General features: G+C 62.2%; 16 protein-coding genes. 11 read left to right on the top strand and 5 right to left on the bottom strand.

The features are described 5' to 3' along the window. From G486_RS0101690 to cydX, 9 genes are all read left to right on the top strand, one after another. Positions 1-418, top strand: a 418-nt coding sequence (locus G486_RS0101690; RefSeq protein WP_027013968.1) for an electron transfer flavoprotein subunit alpha/FixB family protein, incomplete at its 5' end; no start/stop codon positions are given. A 137-nt stretch (positions 419-555) separates the two neighbouring features. After that, entirely contained in the window at positions 556-1,692 is a 1,137-nt protein-coding gene (locus tag G486_RS0101685; RefSeq protein ID WP_027013967.1) for an ABC transporter substrate-binding protein, read from the top strand. A 150-nt stretch (positions 1,693-1,842) separates the two neighbouring features. Continuing rightward, complete coding sequence (locus G486_RS0101680) at positions 1,843-3,633, top strand: acyl-CoA dehydrogenase (protein WP_027013966.1); 1,791 nt, start codon at positions 1,843-1,845, stop codon at positions 3,631-3,633. 94 nt (positions 3,634-3,727) lie between these two features. Next, entirely contained in the window at positions 3,728-4,687 is a 960-nt protein-coding gene (locus tag G486_RS0101675) for an NAD(P)H-dependent flavin oxidoreductase (protein WP_027013965.1), read from the top strand. A 379-nt stretch (positions 4,688-5,066) separates the two neighbouring features. Then, positions 5,067-6,731, top strand: coding sequence for a thiol reductant ABC exporter subunit CydD (gene cydD, locus G486_RS21305; protein ID WP_051303013.1), 1,665 nt, complete (start codon positions 5,067-5,069; stop codon positions 6,729-6,731). After that, entirely contained in the window at positions 6,728-8,428 is a 1,701-nt protein-coding gene (locus G486_RS0101665) for an amino acid ABC transporter ATP-binding/permease protein (RefSeq protein ID WP_027013964.1), read from the top strand. Before cydD ends, G486_RS0101665 begins: the two co-directional genes overlap by 4 nt. Positions 8,429-8,477: 49 nt before the next feature. After that, positions 8,478-10,064 (top strand): cytochrome ubiquinol oxidase subunit I, encoded by a 1,587-nt coding sequence (locus G486_RS0101660; RefSeq protein WP_027013963.1) that lies wholly within the window; start codon positions 8,478-8,480, stop codon positions 10,062-10,064. A gap of 22 nt (positions 10,065-10,086) precedes the next feature. Then, on the top strand, positions 10,087-11,238 hold the full coding sequence (gene cydB / locus G486_RS0101655) for a cytochrome d ubiquinol oxidase subunit II (RefSeq protein WP_027013962.1): 1,152 nt from the start codon (positions 10,087-10,089) through the stop codon (positions 11,236-11,238). Positions 11,239-11,263: 25 nt separating this feature from the next. Then, complete coding sequence (gene cydX, locus G486_RS0101650) at positions 11,264-11,404, top strand: cytochrome bd-I oxidase subunit CydX (RefSeq protein WP_027013961.1); 141 nt, start codon at positions 11,264-11,266, stop codon at positions 11,402-11,404. A gap of 118 nt (positions 11,405-11,522) precedes the next feature. Here cydX and G486_RS0101645 read toward each other — a convergent pair whose 3' ends face one another. Then, entirely contained in the window at positions 11,523-12,104 is a 582-nt protein-coding gene (locus G486_RS0101645; protein WP_211233741.1) for a GbsR/MarR family transcriptional regulator, read from the bottom strand. A gap of 109 nt (positions 12,105-12,213) precedes the next feature. Between G486_RS0101645 and G486_RS0101640 the strand changes: the two genes are divergently transcribed. Continuing rightward, positions 12,214-13,341, top strand: a complete 1,128-nt coding sequence (locus tag G486_RS0101640) for an acyltransferase family protein (protein ID WP_027013959.1) — start codon at positions 12,214-12,216, stop codon at positions 13,339-13,341. Between the two features lie 59 nt (positions 13,342-13,400). On the opposite strand, the gene rnk is transcribed toward G486_RS0101640, so the two are convergent. Next, on the bottom strand, positions 13,401-13,808 hold the full coding sequence (gene rnk / locus G486_RS0101635; protein ID WP_027013958.1) for a nucleoside diphosphate kinase regulator: 408 nt from the start codon (positions 13,806-13,808) through the stop codon (positions 13,401-13,403). A 289-nt stretch (positions 13,809-14,097) separates the two neighbouring features. Between rnk and G486_RS0101630 the strand changes: the two genes are divergently transcribed. Then, on the top strand, positions 14,098-15,213 hold the full coding sequence (locus G486_RS0101630) for a PA0069 family radical SAM protein (protein ID WP_027013957.1): 1,116 nt from the start codon (positions 14,098-14,100) through the stop codon (positions 15,211-15,213). Between the two features lie 6 nt (positions 15,214-15,219). Here the strand turns inward: G486_RS0101630 and G486_RS0101625 are convergent, their stop codons facing one another. The 3 genes from G486_RS0101625 to G486_RS24760 all read right to left on the bottom strand — a co-directional run bounded on the left by G486_RS0101625 (position 15,220) and on the right by G486_RS24760 (position 18,183). Beyond that, entirely contained in the window at positions 15,220-16,005 is a 786-nt protein-coding gene (locus G486_RS0101625) for a LytR/AlgR family response regulator transcription factor (protein ID WP_027013956.1), read from the bottom strand. Positions 16,006-16,015: 10 nt separating this feature from the next. After that, complete coding sequence (locus G486_RS0101620) at positions 16,016-17,065, bottom strand: sensor histidine kinase (RefSeq protein ID WP_034386256.1); 1,050 nt, start codon at positions 17,063-17,065, stop codon at positions 16,016-16,018. 149 nt (positions 17,066-17,214) lie between these two features. Continuing rightward, positions 17,215-18,183, bottom strand: coding sequence for a DUF6622 family protein (locus tag G486_RS24760; RefSeq protein ID WP_342667314.1), 969 nt, complete (start codon positions 18,181-18,183; stop codon positions 17,215-17,217). Positions 18,184-18,369 lie beyond the last annotated feature (186 nt).

Genomic DNA, 18,369 nt, shown 5'->3' with positions numbered 1-18,369 from the left:
CTCGGGCAAGAGCAGCTTTGTGGGGCGTGAAGTGACCAAGAGCGACCGTCCCGAGCTGACGGCAGCGAAGATCATCGTCTCGGGTGGCCGTGCACTGGGCAGCAGCGAGAAGTTCGAGGAAGTCATCACGCCGCTGGCGGACAAGCTGGGCGCGGCGATTGGCGCCTCGCGCGCGGCGGTGGACGCGGGCTATGCGCCCAATGACCTGCAGGTGGGGCAGACGGGCAAGATCGTGGCGCCGCAGCTGTACATTGCACTGGGCATCTCGGGAGCGATCCAGCATCTGGCGGGCATGAAGGATTCCAAGGTGATCGTGGCGATCAACAAGGACCCCGAGGCGCCGATCTTCAGCGTTGCCGACTACGGGCTGGAGGCCGACCTGTTCGCCGCCGTGCCCGAGCTGGTACAGGCTCTGTAAGCCATCAAGGCATGAAGAAGGGGGCTAATCGCTCCCTTCTTTTTATGTACCAAGAGCGAGTAGCGAGTGCATATCGCACTGTCCTGTAGAAAAGCAAAGCGAGAGGGCCGGCCCCGAGCTGCCGGGATGAACAAGACATGGAGACAAAACGTTTGAAGTGGATGCGCATGGCTGCGGCCCTGGTTTGTGGGGGAATGGCATTCGCAGCCCAGGCTTGGGTGGTGGGTCAGGTCGCCCCCTTGAGCGGCGGGTCGGCTGTACAGGGGCGTGCCTATGCACAAGGCATGCGTCTTTATTTCGAGCAGGTCAACAAGGCTGGCGGAGTTCAAGGTCAGCCCATGGAGCTGGTCACACTCGACGATGCCTCTCACCCCGATGAGACCGTCAGCAAGACGCGCCAGCTACTGGAGGAGTCCAAGCCACTGGTGTTGGCAGGCTATTTCGGCAATCGCAATCTATCGGCCTTGCTCGACAGCAAGCTGCTGGACAGACATCAGATTGCCTTGGTCGGCTACCAAAGCACGGATACCCAGGTACTGGCTGCCCCCCGTATTTTCAGCACCCGTGCAAGTCTGCCCGAAGAGATGGGCAAGATTGCCTCGCATCTGGCTGCGGTCGGTGTCACGCGCCTGGCCCTGGTGCACGACGAAAGGCCGGATGCCAAAGCCTTGACCGAGCTGGTTCAAAAGGCGACCGAGGCTGCTGGAGCCAAGCTCGTGACCAGTGTCATGCTGGTTCAAGGCAAGGGCGCCAATGACAAAGTCGTGGAGCAGGTTCAGGCGGTGAAGCCGGCCCCCCAGGTCTTGCTGGTCGTTGCTTCCAGCCCGGTGACCGCCGCCTTCGTTGAAACGTATCGCCTTGCTGGAGGAACAGCCCAGGTCTATGCCAATTCCGAAGCGGACATAGAACAGCTGGCCAAGCGTCTTCCCGTCGAATACCTGAGCGGTCTGTCGATTGCCCAGGTCGTGCCCAGTCCCTACAAGGTCTCGGGGCGCTTGAGCAAGGAATTCCGCGATGCCGTGGCTGCAGCCGGCTCGTCGCTGCAGGTGCCGGTGAGCCACGTGATGATGGAAGGCTATGTGAATGCCAGAGTGCTGGTCGAGGCTTTGCGCCGCAGCCCTCAGCCCACGCGCGACAAGCTGGTCACGGCGCTCAAGAGTCTCGACTCCCTGGATCTGGGAGGGTACTGGATTGGCTTCGCTTCGGGTTCACAAACGGGGTCCAGGTTTGTGGATCTGTCCATCGTGAACGCATCGGGGCGTGTCACCCAGTGATGCATCAATGCCGCCGCCTCTGTGCAAGGGCCGCGCAATAGTTTGGTATTCAAAACACAACCTGCGCAAAGCGACTTCTGACAAGTGCCTGTCCTCTGCGGAACAGGCTTTGTGGATGTTTTTTTGTGCAAGTCCTAACAAGGTAGAGCAATGACATATTCCGTTCCCGTCAAAGACATGCTGTTTGCCATGGAGCATCTGGCCAAGATCGATCAAGTGGCCCAGATCCCAGGCTTTGAAGAGGCCGGCCTGGAAACGGCCCAGGCCGTGCTGGAAGAATGCGCCAAGCTGTGCGAGGGCGTGGTTGCGCCTCTGAATGTGCCCGGCGATGTCCAGCCTTCCAGCCTCAAGGATGGTGTGGTCACGACTACGGCGGGGTTCAAGGATGCGTTCGCCCAATATGGTCAGGGTGGCTGGCAAGGCCTGCAGCACCCGGTTGCATATGGCGGACAAGGGCTGCCCAAGACCATTGGCGCGGCCTGCATAGAAATGCTCAACAGTGCCAACCTGAGCTTTGCGCTGTGCCCGCTGCTGACCGACGGCGCCATCGAGGCCCTGCTGACCGCAGGCAGCGATGAGCTCAAGGCGACATATCTGGAAAAGCTGGTCACGGGCGAGTGGACCGGTACGATGAACCTGACCGAGCCTCAGGCCGGCTCGGATCTGGCCCTGGTGCGTACCAAGGCCGAGCCCCAGGCCGATGGCAGCTACAAGGTGTTCGGCACCAAGATCTTCATCACCTATGGCGAGCACGACATGGCCGAGAACATCGTCCATCTGGTGCTGGCCCGTGTGGCCGGGGCGCCCGAAGGCGTCAAGGGCATCAGTCTGTTCGTCGTGCCCAAGCTCCTCGTGAATGCCGATGGCAGCCTGGGCGAGCGCAACGATGTGCATTGCGTGTCCATAGAGCACAAGATGGGTATCAAGGCCAGCCCCACGGCGGTGCTGCAATACGGCGACAACGGCGGTGCCATTGGCTATCTGGTCGGCGAGGAAAACCGCGGCCTTGAGTACATGTTCATCATGATGAACGCGGCCCGCTATGCCGTGGGCATGCAAGGCATAGCCGTGGCCGAGCGCGCCTATCAGCATGCCGTGGCCTATGCGAAGGAGCGTGTGCAAAGCCGTCCCGTGGATGGATCGGTGAAAGCCAGCGCCACCATCATCCATCACCCCGATGTGCGCCGCATGCTCATGACCATGCGCGCCTACACCGAAGGCTGCCGAGCCATGGCCGCCACGGCTGCAGCTGCCTACGATGCGGCCCACCACCATCCCGATGCCAAGGTGCGCGAGGACAATGCAGCCTTCTACGAGTTCATGGTGCCTCTGGTCAAGGGCTATAGCACCGAGATGAGTCTGGAAGTCACGAGTCTGGGCGTGCAGGTGCATGGCGGCATGGGCTTCATCGAGGAAACAGGCGCTGCCCAGTACTACCGCGATGCCAAGATCCTGACCATTTACGAAGGCACGACCGCCATCCAGGCCAACGACCTCGTGGGGCGCAAGACCGGTCGTGATGGCGGGCGGATGGCCAAGGCGATTGCCGCTCAGATCGCGGGCACCGAGGCCGAGCTCAACGCCAGCGCAACCCCTGTGGCCAAGGTCGTTGCGGCGCGCCTGGCCGAGGCACGCGAGGCCTTTGTGCAGGTGGTGGACTTTGTCGTTGCTCAATCCAGAGCCAACCCCAATGCCGTGTATGCGGGCAGTGTTCCCTACCTCATGCTCACGGGTAATCTGGTTGCCGGCTGGCAACTGGGGCGCTCGGTGCTTGCGGCCCAAGAGTTGCTGACCAAGGGCGAGGATCAGGCCTTCATGCAAGCCAAGCTGGCCACGGCCCAGTTCTATGCCGAGCACATTCTGACCAAGGTCGCAGGCCAGGCCGAGTCGATTGTGCATGGCGGCGACAGCACCATGGCTTTGCCCATGGAAGCCTTTTAATGTAGCCGCAATACTATGAATTCAGGAGCTGTCAGCGCTTGATGACTGGGCGCTTCAGCTCTTTTTAATAACAAGCTCGAAAGGAGACTCAAAAATGTCCAAATTGCCCCCCGTGCTGCAAAAGCTGGGCTTGCCCGTCATCGGCTCGCCACTGTTCATCATCAGCAACCCAAAGCTGGTGATAGAGCAGTGCAAGGCCGGAGTCGTTGGATCCATGCCTGCGCTCAATGCCAGGCCTGCAGAGCAGCTCGAAGACTGGCTGGCCGAAATCACCGAGACTTTGGCCGCCTGGGACAAGGCCAACCCCGACCGGCCCTCGGCTCCGTTTGCGATCAACCAGATCGTGCACAAGAGCAATGACCGTCTGGATCACGACATGCAGGTCTGTGCCAAGTACAAGGTGCCGATCGTCATCACCAGCCTGGGTGCACGCGAAGACGTGAACCAGGCCGTGCACAGCTGGGGTGGCGTGGTCTTGCACGACATCATCAACAACAAGTTTGCGCACAAGGCGGTTGAGAAGGGTGCGGACGGCTTGATCGCTGTTGCAACAGGTGCGGGTGGACACGCAGGCGTGAAGAGCCCGTTTGCGCTGATTCAGGAAATTCGCCAGTGGTTTGACGGCCCTCTGGCGCTGTCGGGCTCGATCGCTTCGGGCGGTGCCATTCTTGCGGCCCAGGCCATGGGGGCCGACTTTGCCTACATAGGCTCGGCCTTCATCGCCACGCACGAAGCGCGTGCCCAGGAGGCCTACAAACAGGCCATCGTGGACTGCAACTCCGACGACATCGTCTACAGCAACCTGTTCACCGGCGTGCACGGCAACTATCTTGCGCCGTCGATTCGTGCGGCAGGGCTGGATCCGGAAAATCTGCCGGAGTCGGATCCCAGCAAGATGAATTTTGGTGGCGATGCCAAAAAGGCCTGGAAGGACATCTGGGGCTGCGGCCAGGGCATTGGTGCGATTTCCGAAATCACCAGCACGGCCGAACTGGTGCAGCGCTTCAAGCGTGAATATGCACAGGCTCGCGAAAGACTGTCAGTCTCCGTCTGACAAGCAGATTGGAAAATTGATCCTAAGCAACGGCGTCCTTGGACGCCGTTTTTTTTGCGCCTTTTTTGCGTCAATCCTCTTGTGTAAATCCGAGTAATAAATGGTGCTTTTATGCAAGGATTCTCTGGGTATTCAAATCTTTAATAAACTTAATGAAGTTTCAGGAAGAACTGAAATTTCAAAAATGAAGAAAACAAACTCTCCCTCAGATTTGGGCTCGATGTCTGGTCAGTCTCTGGCCGGGCGGGCTCTTGGCGCAGAGCGACGCTCGGGCTTGGGTGAGAGGGAAGATCCGCAGCCGTTGAACGCTGCGCCCGGAGCTTTCCTGGCGCAGCCCAGTCTAGAGAAAGAGGCTGCCACGTTCCAGGAGTACGCCGCCATTGCACTGCTGGTGCTGGCTTCCTGGCTGTGGCTGCCTCAGGCCTGGCTGCTGGCTTCGGGCGTGCAGACCATTGCCCAGGGGAGGGGCCTGGCATCGCTTTGGCCACTGGCCGCTGGCGTGGCCTTGTTCGGCGGGTTGCGCGCCTGGTGCGAGGCCAAGGGGGGGCAACTGGCGAGCTTGCAGGCACGTGATCGCTTGAGTGCCATGCGGGCCGCGGCCGTGCAGGCACTGGCCGCCAGCTCGCCGCTGGACCGTGAGCGCGCTGCTTCGGGTCAGGCTGCAAGCGCCATGGCCGAGCAGGCCGAAGCCATGGTGCCCTGGCTGTCGCGCTACCGCAGCGCGCAGTGGCGCGTGCGCCTTGTGCCTTGGCTGCTGCTTGCTGCCGTGGCCTGGCAGAGCTGGGTGGCAGCCTTGATCCTGCTGCTGGCAGCGCCGTTGATCCCCTTGTTCATGGCCATCGTAGGCTGGCGTGCACGTGCCGCCAGCGAAGAGCAGATGGTCGAGCTGGGCGGCATGAATGCCTTCCTGCTCGACAGGCTGCGTGGCTTGAGCACGCTCAGGGCCTTGGATGCCGTGGATGCGACGGCAAGGCGCTTGCGCTCCAATGCCGAGTCCCTGCGTGTGCGCAGCATGCGTGTGCTGCGCATTGCTTTTCTGTCCTCGGCCGTGCTGGAGCTGTTCTCGGCGCTGGGCGTGGCCATGGTTGCGGTCTATGTGGGCTTTCATTTGCTGGGGCCCATGGACTTTGGCAGTTGGGGACACAAGCTCGACCTGGGCCAGGCCTTGTTCGTGCTCTTGCTGGCGCCGGCCTTTTTCGAGCCTTTGCGCGAGCTCTCGGCCGTATGGCATGACAAGGCTGCAGGCCAGGCCGCCGAGGCCGCGCTGGCCCAGCTGGGGAGCGGTGCGCAAACTCTGCAGGGAGCTGGTCGCGAAGAGGCTGGCAATGGATCTTCATCGCCCGAGACTGCGACTCGCGGCTGTGCGCTGAGGCTGGAGCGCCTGCGCATCCATGCCCCGGGCAGCTCGCGTATCCAGACCTTGCCGGCTCTGGAGCTCAAGCCTGGAGAGCATCTGGCCTTGTGCGGGCCCAGCGGGAGTGGCAAGTCCGTGTTGCTGGCCCAGATCGCGGGCCTGCTGCCGACGGCCGAGTCCGGGAGGATCTTTGTCGATGGAAAGCTACTGACCGGTGCAAGCGCAGGCAGCCTGCGCGCGCGCATGGCCTGGATGGGGCAGCGCCCGCATGTGTTTGGGGGCTCGATGGGCATGAATCTGAGCCTGGGCCGCGACCGCGTGAGCGCGACGCAGATGGTGCAGGCCGCCGAGCGTGCAGGTCTGGGTCATATCATGCTTGGACGCCCGGGGGCTTCGTTGGGCGAAGGCGGCTCAGGCCTGTCGGGCGGTGAGGTCGTGAGGCTGGCGCTTGCGCGGCTGGCCTTGTCCAGCGAGGCGGGCTTGCTGCTCGTCGATGAGCCCACGGCCCATCTTGACGGGGCGACCGCCGCCCAGGTCATTCAAGCCTTGCTGGAACTGGCACGGGGCCGGACGCTGATCGTGGCCACCCATGATGAAGAACTGGCGGCGCTGATGCATCGCAGGCTGGACCTGTCAGAGCCCATGGATATCCATCCGTCGGCCTGCGGACTAGAGGAGCGACCGGCATGAAGCCCGATCATCACCAGCATTTGCGGCTCTTGCTGGCGGAGCTCGCTGCGATGGCTCCCAGGCGCCTGTGGCTGGGCGGCGCCTGTCTGAGCCTGTTGACCGTGCTCATGGGCATGGGGCTGCTGGGTCTTTCGGGCTGGTTCATCACGGCTACGGCGATCGCGGGGCTGGCCTCGGCCACGGCCCTGGTTTTCGATGTGTTCATGCCCTCGGCGGGTATACGGCTGCTGGCCCTGGGGCGCACGGGCTCGCGCTATGCAGAGCGCTTGATCACCCATGATGCAACGCTGGCCGTGCTTGCAGCGCTGCGGGAGCGTCTGCTCAGAGCCTGGGCCCGGCCGGAGGCCGCGCGTATCTTGATGCAAAGGCCTGCACGCCTGTTGCAGCGGCTGACGGCCGATGTGGATGCGCTGGACAGCCTTTATCTGCGTTTGTTCGTGCCTTTGTGGGCAGCCTTGGGGGCAGTCCTGTTCGCTGCACTGGCACTGGGCCTGATGCAGTGGTGGCTGGGCCTGGGCCTGGGTTTGTGGCTGCTGCTGGCCGGTCTGGGCAGCAATCTCTGGCTTGCAGGCCGCTCGCGTGCTCCGGCCTGGCGGCGTGCACTGGCGCTTGAATCCCTGCGAGCGCGCACCGTGGATCTGGTGGCAGGCCAGACCGAGCTACTCATGGCAGGACGCCTGAAGGCCCAGTGCGAGAGCATCAAGGCCCGGGACCTGCGCATGGCCGGAGCCGATCGGCAGTTGTATGGGCTGGATGCGAAAGCGGTGCTTTTTCAAGGACTGGCTTCGGCCCTGGCCCTGGCCCTGGCCTTGCTTGGCCTGGGCTGGCTGGCTCAGGAGGGGAAACTGGGGGCGCCGGTGGCAGCGTTGGGCTTGCTGCTGGTTCTGTCTGCCATGGAGCCTTTCTCCGCACTTCGCCGGGGAGCTCTGGAAGCCGGGCGCAGCTGGCTGGCCGCGCGCCGTCTGGCGCCTGCCTTGCTTGATGGCGTGCGCGAAGCTGCTCCCGAAGCTCCTGCGCCAGGCGTGGCCGTGGAGCTTGTCGCAGCCATGCCGCGTCATGGCTTGGCGCAAGGTATTCATTTGCAGCTGCGCACAGGTGAGCGGCTGGCCTTGCTGGGTCCAAGTGGCGCAGGCAAGAGCTCGTTGCTGGGCTTGATTGCCGGTGAGCTTGCGCCCATGCAGGGCAGGGTGCGGGCCGGCGGCTGCAGCTGGCTGACCCAGCGTACCGAATTATTCCTGGACAGCTTGCGCGACAACCTGCGTCTGGCCAGTCCCGATGCCACCGATGAGCAACTGTGGCGGGTGCTCAAGACAGCAGGCCTGGCCGACTTCGTGCGCAGTCTGCCGCAGGGCCTGGACACGCAGCTGGGCGAAGGCGGCCTGGGCCTGTCCGGTGGGCAGGCCCGGCGCCTGGCCCTGGCCCGGCTGCTGCTGAGCCCTGCTCCCTGCTGGCTGCTGGACGAACCCACGGAAGGGCTGGATGCAGCGACCGCCATGGATTTGCTGCAGCGCCTGGACCAGGCCGCGCATGGGCGTAGCCTGATTCTGGCAACTCACAAGTACCGCGAGGCCTGCCTGGCCGACAGATTGATATGCGTGGATCGGGGCCGAGTGGTGCTGGAGGCCGTACGCGGCACAACGGCTTTCGAGCAGGCACTGGAGCGCCTGCGCAGGGACGAATTTGAGGAACGGGGCTGAGGGCGGGGCCAGGCTTTAGTCAATAAAAATCTTTGGAAAGGACTTCAACATGAGCTTAGATATCGTCGATTTATCGCGGCTTCAGTTCGCGGTGACGGCGCTCTACCACTTTCTGTTCGTGCCATTGACGCTGGGCCTGTCGGTGCTCATCGCCATCATGGAGACGGTTTATGTGATGACGGGGCGCACGATCTGGCGCGACATGACCAAGTTCTGGGGCGTGTTGTTCGGCATCAACTTCGCGATGGGCGTTGCCACGGGCATCGTCATGGAGTTCCAGTTCGGCATGAACTGGAGCTACTACAGCCACTATGTGGGCGATATCTTTGGTGCCCCGCTGGCCATCGAAGGTCTGATGGCCTTTTTCCTCGAGGCCACGTTCGTGGGCCTGTTCTTCTTTGGATGGGAGCGCATGAGCCGGGTCGGGCACTTGATCGCGACCTGGCTGGTGGCCATAGGCTCGAATTTCTCGGCCTTGTGGATTCTGATTGCCAACGGCTGGATGCAAAACCCCGTGGGAGCCCAGCTCAATCCACAGACCATGCGCATGGAGGTCACGGACTTTGGGGCCGTGCTCACGAACCCCGTGGCCCAGGCCAAGTTCGTGCATACGGTCTCGGCCGGCTATGTGACGGCAGCCATTTTTGTGCTGGGCGTCTCGGCCTGGTATCTGCTCAAGGGCAGGCATGCGCAACTGGCCAAGCGCTCCATGACAGTGGCCGCTTCGTTCGGCCTTGCGGCTTCGCTGTCGGTCGTGGTGCTGGGAGACGAATCAGGCTATCTGTCTTCCGAACATCAGAAAATGAAGCTGGCGGCCATCGAGGCCATGTGGGATACCGAAGCTGCTCCAGCGGCATTCACGGCCTTCGGCTTTCCTGACCAGGATGCGCGCGAGACCCATTACGCGGTGCACATTCCATGGGTCATGGGGCTGATTGGCACGCGTTCGCTGGATACCGAAATCCCGGGCATCAAGGATCTCGTCAACAACGCCGAAGGCTATATCCGAAACGGCATTGATGCCTACGACGCGCTGCAGACCATTCGTGCGGCCAAGACGGAGGCCGAGGTCCCGGCCGAGGCTCGCATGCGCTTCGAGAACAACGGTGCCTACCTGGGCTACGCCCTGCTGCTCAAGCGCTATCTGGACGATCCGCGCCAGGCCACGGATGAGCAGGTCCGCCAGGCGGCCATGGATACGGTTCCGCCCGTGGGTCCGCTGTTCTGGGCCTTCCGTATCATGGTCGCCCTGGGCATGTTCTTCATTGCGCTCACGGCCTGCTTCTTCTGGCTGTCGGTTCGCCGCAGGCTGGATGCCCACCCCTGGCTGCTCAAGATCGCCGTGCTGTCCATTCCCCTGCCGTGGATTGCTGCCGAGAGCGGCTGGATCGTGGCCGAGCTGGGCCGCCAGCCCTGGATCATTGAAGGCGTTCTGCCCACGGCGCTGGCCGTCTCCAACCTCGGAGCCAGTGCGTTGCTGGCCACGATTGCGGGCTTCATCCTGATCTACACCGTGATCTTCGTCATCGAGATGAAGCTCATGCTCCATTCCATACGCAAGGGGCCGCAAGAGGTGAGCGACGCCCATTTGAGCAATTACTACCCGCTCATGAAGCAGATGGCCGGCAAGGCCTGAGGCAGACAAAGGAAAGAGTCACATGATCTTGCATGAACTAATAAGTTACGACATCTTGCGCCTGATCTGGTGGGTGCTGCTGGCTATCTTGCTCATAGGCTTTGCCGTGACCGACGGCTTCGATCTCGGGGCGGCGGCCTTGCTGCCGCTTGCGGCCAAGACCGATGTGGAGCGGCGCGTGGTCATCAACTCCATAGGCCCGGTCTGGGAAGGCAACCAGGTCTGGCTGATCCTGGGGGGGGGAGCCATTTTTGCGGCCTGGCCGCAGCTGTATGCAGTCTCGTTCTCGGGCTTTTACCTGGCCATGTTCGCGGCTCTGGTGGCACTGATTCTGCGTCCCGTGGCCTTCAAGTTTCGCAGCAAGCGAGAGAGCCCGGCCTGGCGCTCGCGCTGGGATGCGGTGCTGTGCATGGCCGGGGTCGTGCCCGCGCTGATCTTTGGCGTGGCCGTGGGCAATGTGCTGCAGGGCGTGCCCTTCGGCCTGGGCTCGGACATGCGCATTTATTACGAAGGCAGCTTCCTGGGACTGCTCAATCCGTTTGCGCTGCTGTGCGGCCTGGTCTCGCTGGCCATGCTGCTCATGCATGGCGCGGCCTGGCTGTTGTTCAAGACCGATGGCGAGGTCGCCGAGCGCGCGCGCAAATGGGGCGTGCTGGCGGCCGTGCTCACCACGCTGCTGTTCGCGGTGGGTGGCCTGTGGCTGAGCGGCCTTGATGGCTACAGCATTACGAGTGCTGTGAACAAGACCGGACCTTCGAACCCCATGCTCAAGACCGCAGCGCTTGAGGCGGGGGCCTGGTTCGCGAACTACAAGGCACAGCCAGTGCTGTATCTCGTGCCGGCCCTGGGATTGCTGCTGCCGCTTCTGTCGGCCTGCGGCATGTGGCTGCGGCGAGAGTGGCTGGGCCTGCTGGCCAGCGGTCTGGGCATTGCGGGCATCATCCTGAGCGTGGGGGCTTCCATGTTCCCCTTCATCCTGCCTTCATCGCTGGATCCGCAGTTCAGCCTCACGGTATGGGACTCATCCTCCAGCCATTTGACGCTGTTCATCATGCTGGTCTGCGCCCTGATCTTCGTGCCCATCATTCTTGCCTATACCAGCTGGGTCTACAGCATCTTGCGCGGCAAGGTGGACCCGATGGCAATTGCAACGGGCAAGGGCCACTCCTATTGATTTGCTAGAAAAGGATTGAAACAGCATGTGGTACTTTGCCTGGTTGCTAGGCCTGCCTCTGGCGGCCGCCTTTGCCGTACTCAACGCCATGTGGTTCGAACTCATGGATGATGAGCACACCCGCCGTGAACTGCTTGCGGACAGCCAGCGCGAAAAGCGCAGGTGAGTGCAAGTCTCTTGAAGGCAATGACAGCCGAAGAGTGAGGCTGCCATTGCGTCATTGAAGACTTGAGGTATCAAAAAGCCGCTCATCCGAGCGGCTTTTTACTTTGGTGCCGGCGGTCTCAATCCTCTGCGGGCAGGCTCTTGCCCTTCTTGCCGGAGATCCGGTCCTTGAACTCGAGCAGGCGCGTGACAGCCGTGCCCATGCCCATGAGCTGCATGGCCGTCTCGGGCGACAGCCGCTGCACATCGTCGAACCAGCTCATGAGCCGGTCTATGAGCTCATACATGTCGCGCATGCGCTGCTGGGCGTAACGTTCATCGTCGGTACTGGCCTCCTCGAGCATGGCGGCCCGCAGCATGGACTGTGTGGGCTCGATCTCTCGGCGCCGGCGCTCTTCGGCCAGGCGGCGGAAGATCTCCCAGACGTCCTGTGGCGCCTCGAAATATTCACGCCTGTCTCCGGGCTGATGGCGCAGTTGAACCAGACGCCAGGCTTGCAGCTCCTTGAGGCCCATGCTCACGTTGGAGCGCGAGAACTCCAGGGTCTCGGCAATCTGGTCGGCATTGAGCGGTGTGGGAGAGAGATAAAGCAGTGCATAGATCTGGCCCACGGTACGGTTAATGCCCCAGCGGCTGCCCATTTCACCAAAGTGCGAAACAAACTGCCGGTTCAACGCGGGCAGCGGAGTGTTGTGCGTCATGCCCACCATTGTGCCTTTGTGGGCTGAGGCGCTGCAGCTGTGTTCTGAAACGCGCACAATCGCGGGTTTGGCACGCTTGCCAAACCCTGACACATATCAACTTCCCATCATGTCCCAAGCAAGCCGCAGCGCCCTGCTCGATTGCACCAAGGGCCTGGCCTGTGCTGCCATTGTCTGGCACCACCTGGCTTTTTACGGACCCATGTCCGATGTGGCGCGTGCAGAGATCCCAGAGCTGATCGACTGGCTCTACGAATACGCGCGCATGGCCGTGCAGATTTTTCTGGTGCTGGGCGGCTACCTGGCCGCTGCCAGTCTCGCGCCCCAGGGGCAGGCTCGCTTCGATGCGCCCTGGCTGCGGATAGGGCGGCGCTTCGTGCGGCTCATCGTGCCTTATGCCGTGGCCCTGGTCGTGGTCATGCTGGTGTCCGAGGTGGTGCGGCCCTGGTTTGATCACGAGTCCATTTCGGCCGAGCCGGATCTTTGGCAGCTCATCACCCATGCGCTGCTGCTGCAAGGCATTGCGGGGGAGGAGTCGCTGTCGGCCGGTGTCTGGTATGTGTCCATAGACTTTCAGCTGTTTGCACTCACGGTCCTGCTGCTGGTCTTGGCGCGCGGCTTGAGCCACAGGCCTGCGGCCTGGCCCCCGGGATGGACGCTTTCACAACTCCTGGTCGTGCTGCTGGCTGCAGCTTCGCTGCTGGGCTTCAACCGTGATGCCGATTGGGACGACTGGGCGCTGTACTTTTTTGGTGCCTACGGGCTGGGCATGATGGCCTGCTGGGCAGTACAGGCTCCGAAAAGGGCAGCAGCCTGGGCCTGGAGTCTGTTGATGGTGGGCCTGGTCATGCTGGCTCTGGCCTTGCAGTGGCGTGACCGCATCGCCCTGGCCGGGGCCACGGCCCTGGCTCTGGTGGCCGCAATGCGCAGCCCGTCGCTGGCGCAGTGGCAGGGCTGGAGGCCGTTGGGTCGGCTGGGGCAGATCTCGTATTCGGTGTTCCTCGTGCACTTTGCAGTCTGCCTGCTCATGAATGCGGTGGTTCATTATTTCTGGCCTGATTCCGTGGTCGCCGCCTTGTGGGGCATGCCAATTGCATTCGTGTTGTCGATTGCGGCCGGGTATGGGCTTTATGAGCGCGTGGAGCGTCCTGTGTCCACCTGGCAGGTGGCGCTGCGCTGGCAGGCCGGTCTGGTCGGGGCAGGCATGCTGGCTGCGGCCGTGGCCGCGCTCCACTGAAGGAATGTGCGTAAAAAAAGCAGCCGAGGCTGCTTTGAGGTTGGGAGCTGGCTTCAGGCTTAGCGGTGCAGCTCGCCCGCGCTTTCGGGCTGAAAGTCTATGCCGTCCACACGAACCGTGACCTGGCCCGTGGGGCTGGGCATGCGGAATTCATCGCCGACGCTCAGGCCCAGCAGGGCAATGCCCACGGGCGCAAACACGGAAACCTTGTCGACGCTACCGTCCATTTCCTTGGGGTAGACCAGGGTCAGGGTATTCGTCTTGCCGGACTCCAGAATGGTGAAGCGCACCGTGGAGTTCATGGTCACCACATTGGGGGGCATGTCCTTGGGATCGAACACGTCGGCCCGGTCGAGCTCGGCCTCCAGAGACTCACGGCCTGGAAAGTTGCCGGCGAGCTTGTCCAGCAAGGCCTCTATGCGCTCCAGATCCAGGGACGACAAAATAATGTGGGGCTTGCGCTCCATGGTAGGGCTCCTGTGAGTGAATGCAGGGCGCCACTGCTGATGAGGAATCAGTGGCGTTCAAACGGACAAAAGCCCGGGCAACGTGCTTGTCCGGGCCTAGGCATGAGATGGCACCAAGTTGGTGAGTTCCTTACATTGTGCAGCCAATAAAAATCCCTGCCAAGCGATCCCGCACGAAGCACTGCGAAATCCTCTTGCCAAACGCAGGCGAATTGCGTAGCCCTGATGCAGAAATGGGGTCTGGAATTTTCTCTTGGCGATGAATGCTGTATTTATGTACAGTATCTTGATGAGCCAAGAATTCTCTCCAGTACAGCCCTTGCTGCCCATCAAGGGGCGTGGTGCAGCCAACTGGCCCGAGCATCGCTTTGCCAGGGATGAGCGCTCGGCTTTCGACGATGGCTGGGGTGGTGGGGCCCTGGCCGACGACCCCGGGGCCGTACGCACCGAGCTCAGTTGGGAGCAGGCGCGCTCGGCGCTAAGCCGCCATGAGTCTCCCGATCTGCCATATCACCTGGGCCTGAATCCCTACCGAGGCTGTGAACATGGCTGCATCTACTGCTATGCACGGCCCACGCACAGTTATCTGGGCTGGTCGCCAGGGCTGGATTTCGAGACCCGGCTCATTGCCAAGAAGAATCTGCCCGAATTGCTGAGTGCCGAGCTGGCGCGCGACAGGCATGTGCCCAGCCCCATCATGCTGGGCTCGGTCACCGACTGTTATCAGCCGATTGAACGCGAACTGAGGCTCACGCGCAGACTCATCGAAGTGCTGGCCCGGGCACGTCACCCCTTCACCATCGTGACCAAGGGCAGCGGCGTGGAGCGCGATCTGGATCTTCTGGCGCCTTTGGCCGAGCAGGGGCTGGTCAGCGTGCACCTGTCGCTGAGCACCTTGAACCCGGAGCTTGCCCGCCGGCTGGAGCCGCGCGCTGCCGCTCCGTACAGGCGCTGCAGCACCATTCAGACCCTGGCCGCAGCCGGCGTGCCCGTAGGCGTGAGCCTGGCGCCGCAGATACCGTTTCTCAACGATGACATGGAGCAGGTGCTCGCAGCCGCAGCCGAGGCTGGCGCGCGTCACGCTTTTTACGCGGTGCTGCGCCTGCCCTGGGAGCTTGCGCCGCTGTTCGAGCAATGGCTTGGGTTGCATTACCCGCAACGTGCGACAAGAGTCATGGAGCGCGTGCGCGACCTGCATGGCATAGACCAGGCCGGGCGCGAGGCAGGCCGCAGCTACAACAGCCAGTTCGGCCAGCGCATGAAGGGCCAGGGGCTCTGGGCCCAAATGCTGGCCCAGCGTTTTCGGCTCGCCTGCCGCAAACTGGGCCTGAACCGCGAACCCTTGCGCCTTGACTGCAGCCAGTACAGTCCTGCGCTTTTGCAAAAGCAGCAACGTCTGTTCTGAATGTGGCTACATGGCCTTGAAACGAGTGGCATACAGCCGGCTCACGGCCAGTCTTTCGGGCCTGTCGCGCAGACTGAGCCACAGGCGGCTGGCCTCATCGCGCTGGGCGCAGGCTATGCTGCTGGCGCGCACCACGGTGCCGCGATGTATCTGCCAGAACATTTCTGGGTCCAGCTGCGGCAGCAGCTCCTTCAAGGGCATGCGAAGCAGGTATTCGTGCCTGGCCGTGAGCACACGCAGATATTTGTCCGAGGCTTCGAAATACACGACTTCGGACAGGGGCAGCATCTGGATTTGATGGCCCATGCCCACCTGTATCAACTGCAGTCGGGGCGAAGCGGGTGCAGAGGCCTGGTGCATGAGCTCGCGCAATTGCTCCAGCGTGCTTTCGAGCCTGCCGGACCGGCACTGGGCCAGTCGTTGCTGTATGCGCTTGACCGTGAGCGCAAGGCGCTGGGGCTGCACGGGCTTGAGCACATAGTCGAGTGCCTGGGCATCGAACGCTGCCATGGCGTACTGGTCATAAGCGGTCACAAAGACCAGAACCGGAAAAGGTAGAGCCTCTGGCCAGGCCTCGGCGAGTTCGGCAGCGGCTTCTAGACCACCTTGGCCTGGCATGCGTATATCGAAAAACAGCACATCGGGCCGCAGGTCCAGGGCCTTGTGCACGGCACTCAGACCGTCGCCGGTCACGGCAGCAATCTGCAGAGCAGGCCAGGCCAGGGCAAGGGAGTGGCATAAATCCTGGGCCAGCAAAGGTTCGTCTTCGGCGATGAGCGCACGAGCTTGCATATGGAGGCGGTTACAGAGGAAGGCGAATGATTGCCAGAGTGCCGTCTTCGGGCCCTGGCCGCAGTTCAAGACTTGCCGCCGGTCCATAGCGGCTGGCCAGTAGCTCGCGCAGATAAGCTGTGCCAAAGCCGGTAGTCCCGTCTTCGGGGCTGGTCTGTGCATGCTCCAGCCCCTGACCGTTATCGGCCACGCAAAGCTCAAGGCAGGGGCCGCAGATGGCTGATGTGCGGCGTGCGCTGACGCTGATGCAACCACCTTGCACACGCGGCTCCAGCCCGTGGCGGATGCTGTTTTCGACCAGCGGCTGCAACAGCAGAGGCGGTACGGCCGTGGTGGCCAGATCCTCGGGTAGATCCAGTACGTAGCTCAGGCGCTGGCCCATGCGCATGCCCATCAACGCCAGATAGCTGTGCAGCAGTTCAAACTCCTGGGCCAGCGTATGCCCGAGTGGAATGGTGTTTGTGCGCGAGCCTTGCAATGTGGCGCGGAGAAAAGCAATCAAATGATCGAGCATGAGCCGAGCGCGCTCGGGGTCCGACCCAATCAGCACACGCAGATTGGCCAGGGTGTTGAACAGCATGTGAGGCTCAAGCTGGGCTTGCAGCAGCTGCAGTTGAGCTTGGGTGGCCTGATGCTGGGCCTGCTGCAGCCGACTCTCAAACCACATGCTGCGGCTGCGGCTGTAGAAGTAATAACAGCCTGCAAGGCTTGCGATTAGCGCAATCGCCATCGTGGTGCGCAGCCGGCTCAGACCCGAATGCCAGGTCGAGAGGCCAGTCCAGAGATCGGCCAGGAACGTGCCCAGCACAAAGCCGATGGCAATACCTGCGGCGGGCAGTCCCCAGGCCAGCCAGCCCCGGGGCCAGCCGGTTTCGGCGCTGGATGGAAAAGCATGGCGACCCAGGTCAATCAAGGCCCAGGTACACAGGCCTATGGCGAGGGAATAGACCAGTGGAGTCTCATAAGACCCATCGGGTTTGAACGCGTATTGCACCGAGGTCACGAGCAGGCAAAAAACCAGCATCTGCAAAAAATGCCTGAGCTTGTGCTTCCAGTTCATGCTGCTCAAGATCCGTCGCTCGGGCTGAATGGAAAAGCCGAAGCACCGAGAAAGGCCGAGGCACGCAGACCCCAGGCGCTTGTCCGTTGGCGTGCCAGTTGCTCCAGGTGGTGGTCGGATGGCATGAAGTTCATTGTAGGGGTCGGGCATCAGGTCATCGCCAGCTGACGGGGGCCAGGCTTCAGCCGCAACAGCCTGGCGGTGCGTGCCATGAACCAGCCGCTGAACAGGCCATAAAGCACGGCCATGGAAAAACCCAGCTGGATGTCTCCAGCCAAGCCGGGGTGCAGGGCCAGCTCCAGACCCAGCAGGTATTTGGTCATGAAAATGCCAAGAATCAGCAGCAAGGGCAGGGGGCTGCCCGGGAGCACGAACTTGTGGCTCGTTGTGTCATAGTGCGTGCCAGCTGGTGCTTGAGGCAGAAGAGTCAGAATGAGTGCTCCGGTCAACAGCGTGAGCAGCAGCCAGGCCAGGAGCAGGCCTGCGCTCTGGCCTGCGGGGCCAAAGGCCGACAGCAGGCTCCAGATGGACAGCAGCCCCATGGCCGAAGGCATGAGCAAAATGCGTAGTAGGCCGGCCTCGCGCGCTCGCAGCTGGCTTGCACCCAGGGCTATCAAGGCGAGCAGCAAAGCCCAGACCCATGCGGGCGTTGCCTTGAGCAGCATGCCGGGCTGGTTGAGCAAAAGCTTGAACAGCAGGCTGGATTGCGAAAACTGCTGAAACTGCCCGATCAGCCATTGGCCCAGCCGGCGGTCGGGGGCTAGCGTGAACAGGCCGGCACCCACGCAGGCACCGAAATATAGGCGCTGCATGGTCTTTCTGTGGCCGTCGATATTGCCGCGCAGCAGGCTGCGAAAGCTCATGAACAGCATGGCCAGCGTCAGCAGTACCAGAAAATGCACAAGACCCAGGCCTTGCCATGAGGGGCCGAGACGGGCGGGTATGAAGATGGCAGAGAGGGCCGTGGCCAGCATGAGCGTGACCCAGGCATGGCCAGCGGCTCTGTGCAGGTGCGGTCTTGCCGCGCCGCGACGCCTGGCCCAAAGTGCCACAGGCCCTACGGCCGTGGCGGCCAGGGCTGCAGCCAGATGCACGGCGATGGCGGGAGTCCATTGCATGTCGGTTGTCCAAAGTGTTGGTGCGCTCACTGTGGAGTAGGCCGCTTTTTGGGGCCAGGGATTTGCGACGGACTGCAGATGCAGGTGTGTGGAATGCCGGGGCTGGACGTGAGCTGGGCACATTCCTTGGATAGAAGATTGGCGTCGAAATGGAAATCAAATGAAAATCATTTGCATATAATTCCA

Source organism: Comamonas composti DSM 21721, from assembly GCF_000429845.1.
Taxonomy (GTDB): Bacteria; Pseudomonadota; Gammaproteobacteria; order Burkholderiales; family Burkholderiaceae_C; genus Comamonas; species Comamonas composti.
This window is presented reverse-complemented; position numbering and strand designations above follow the sequence as displayed.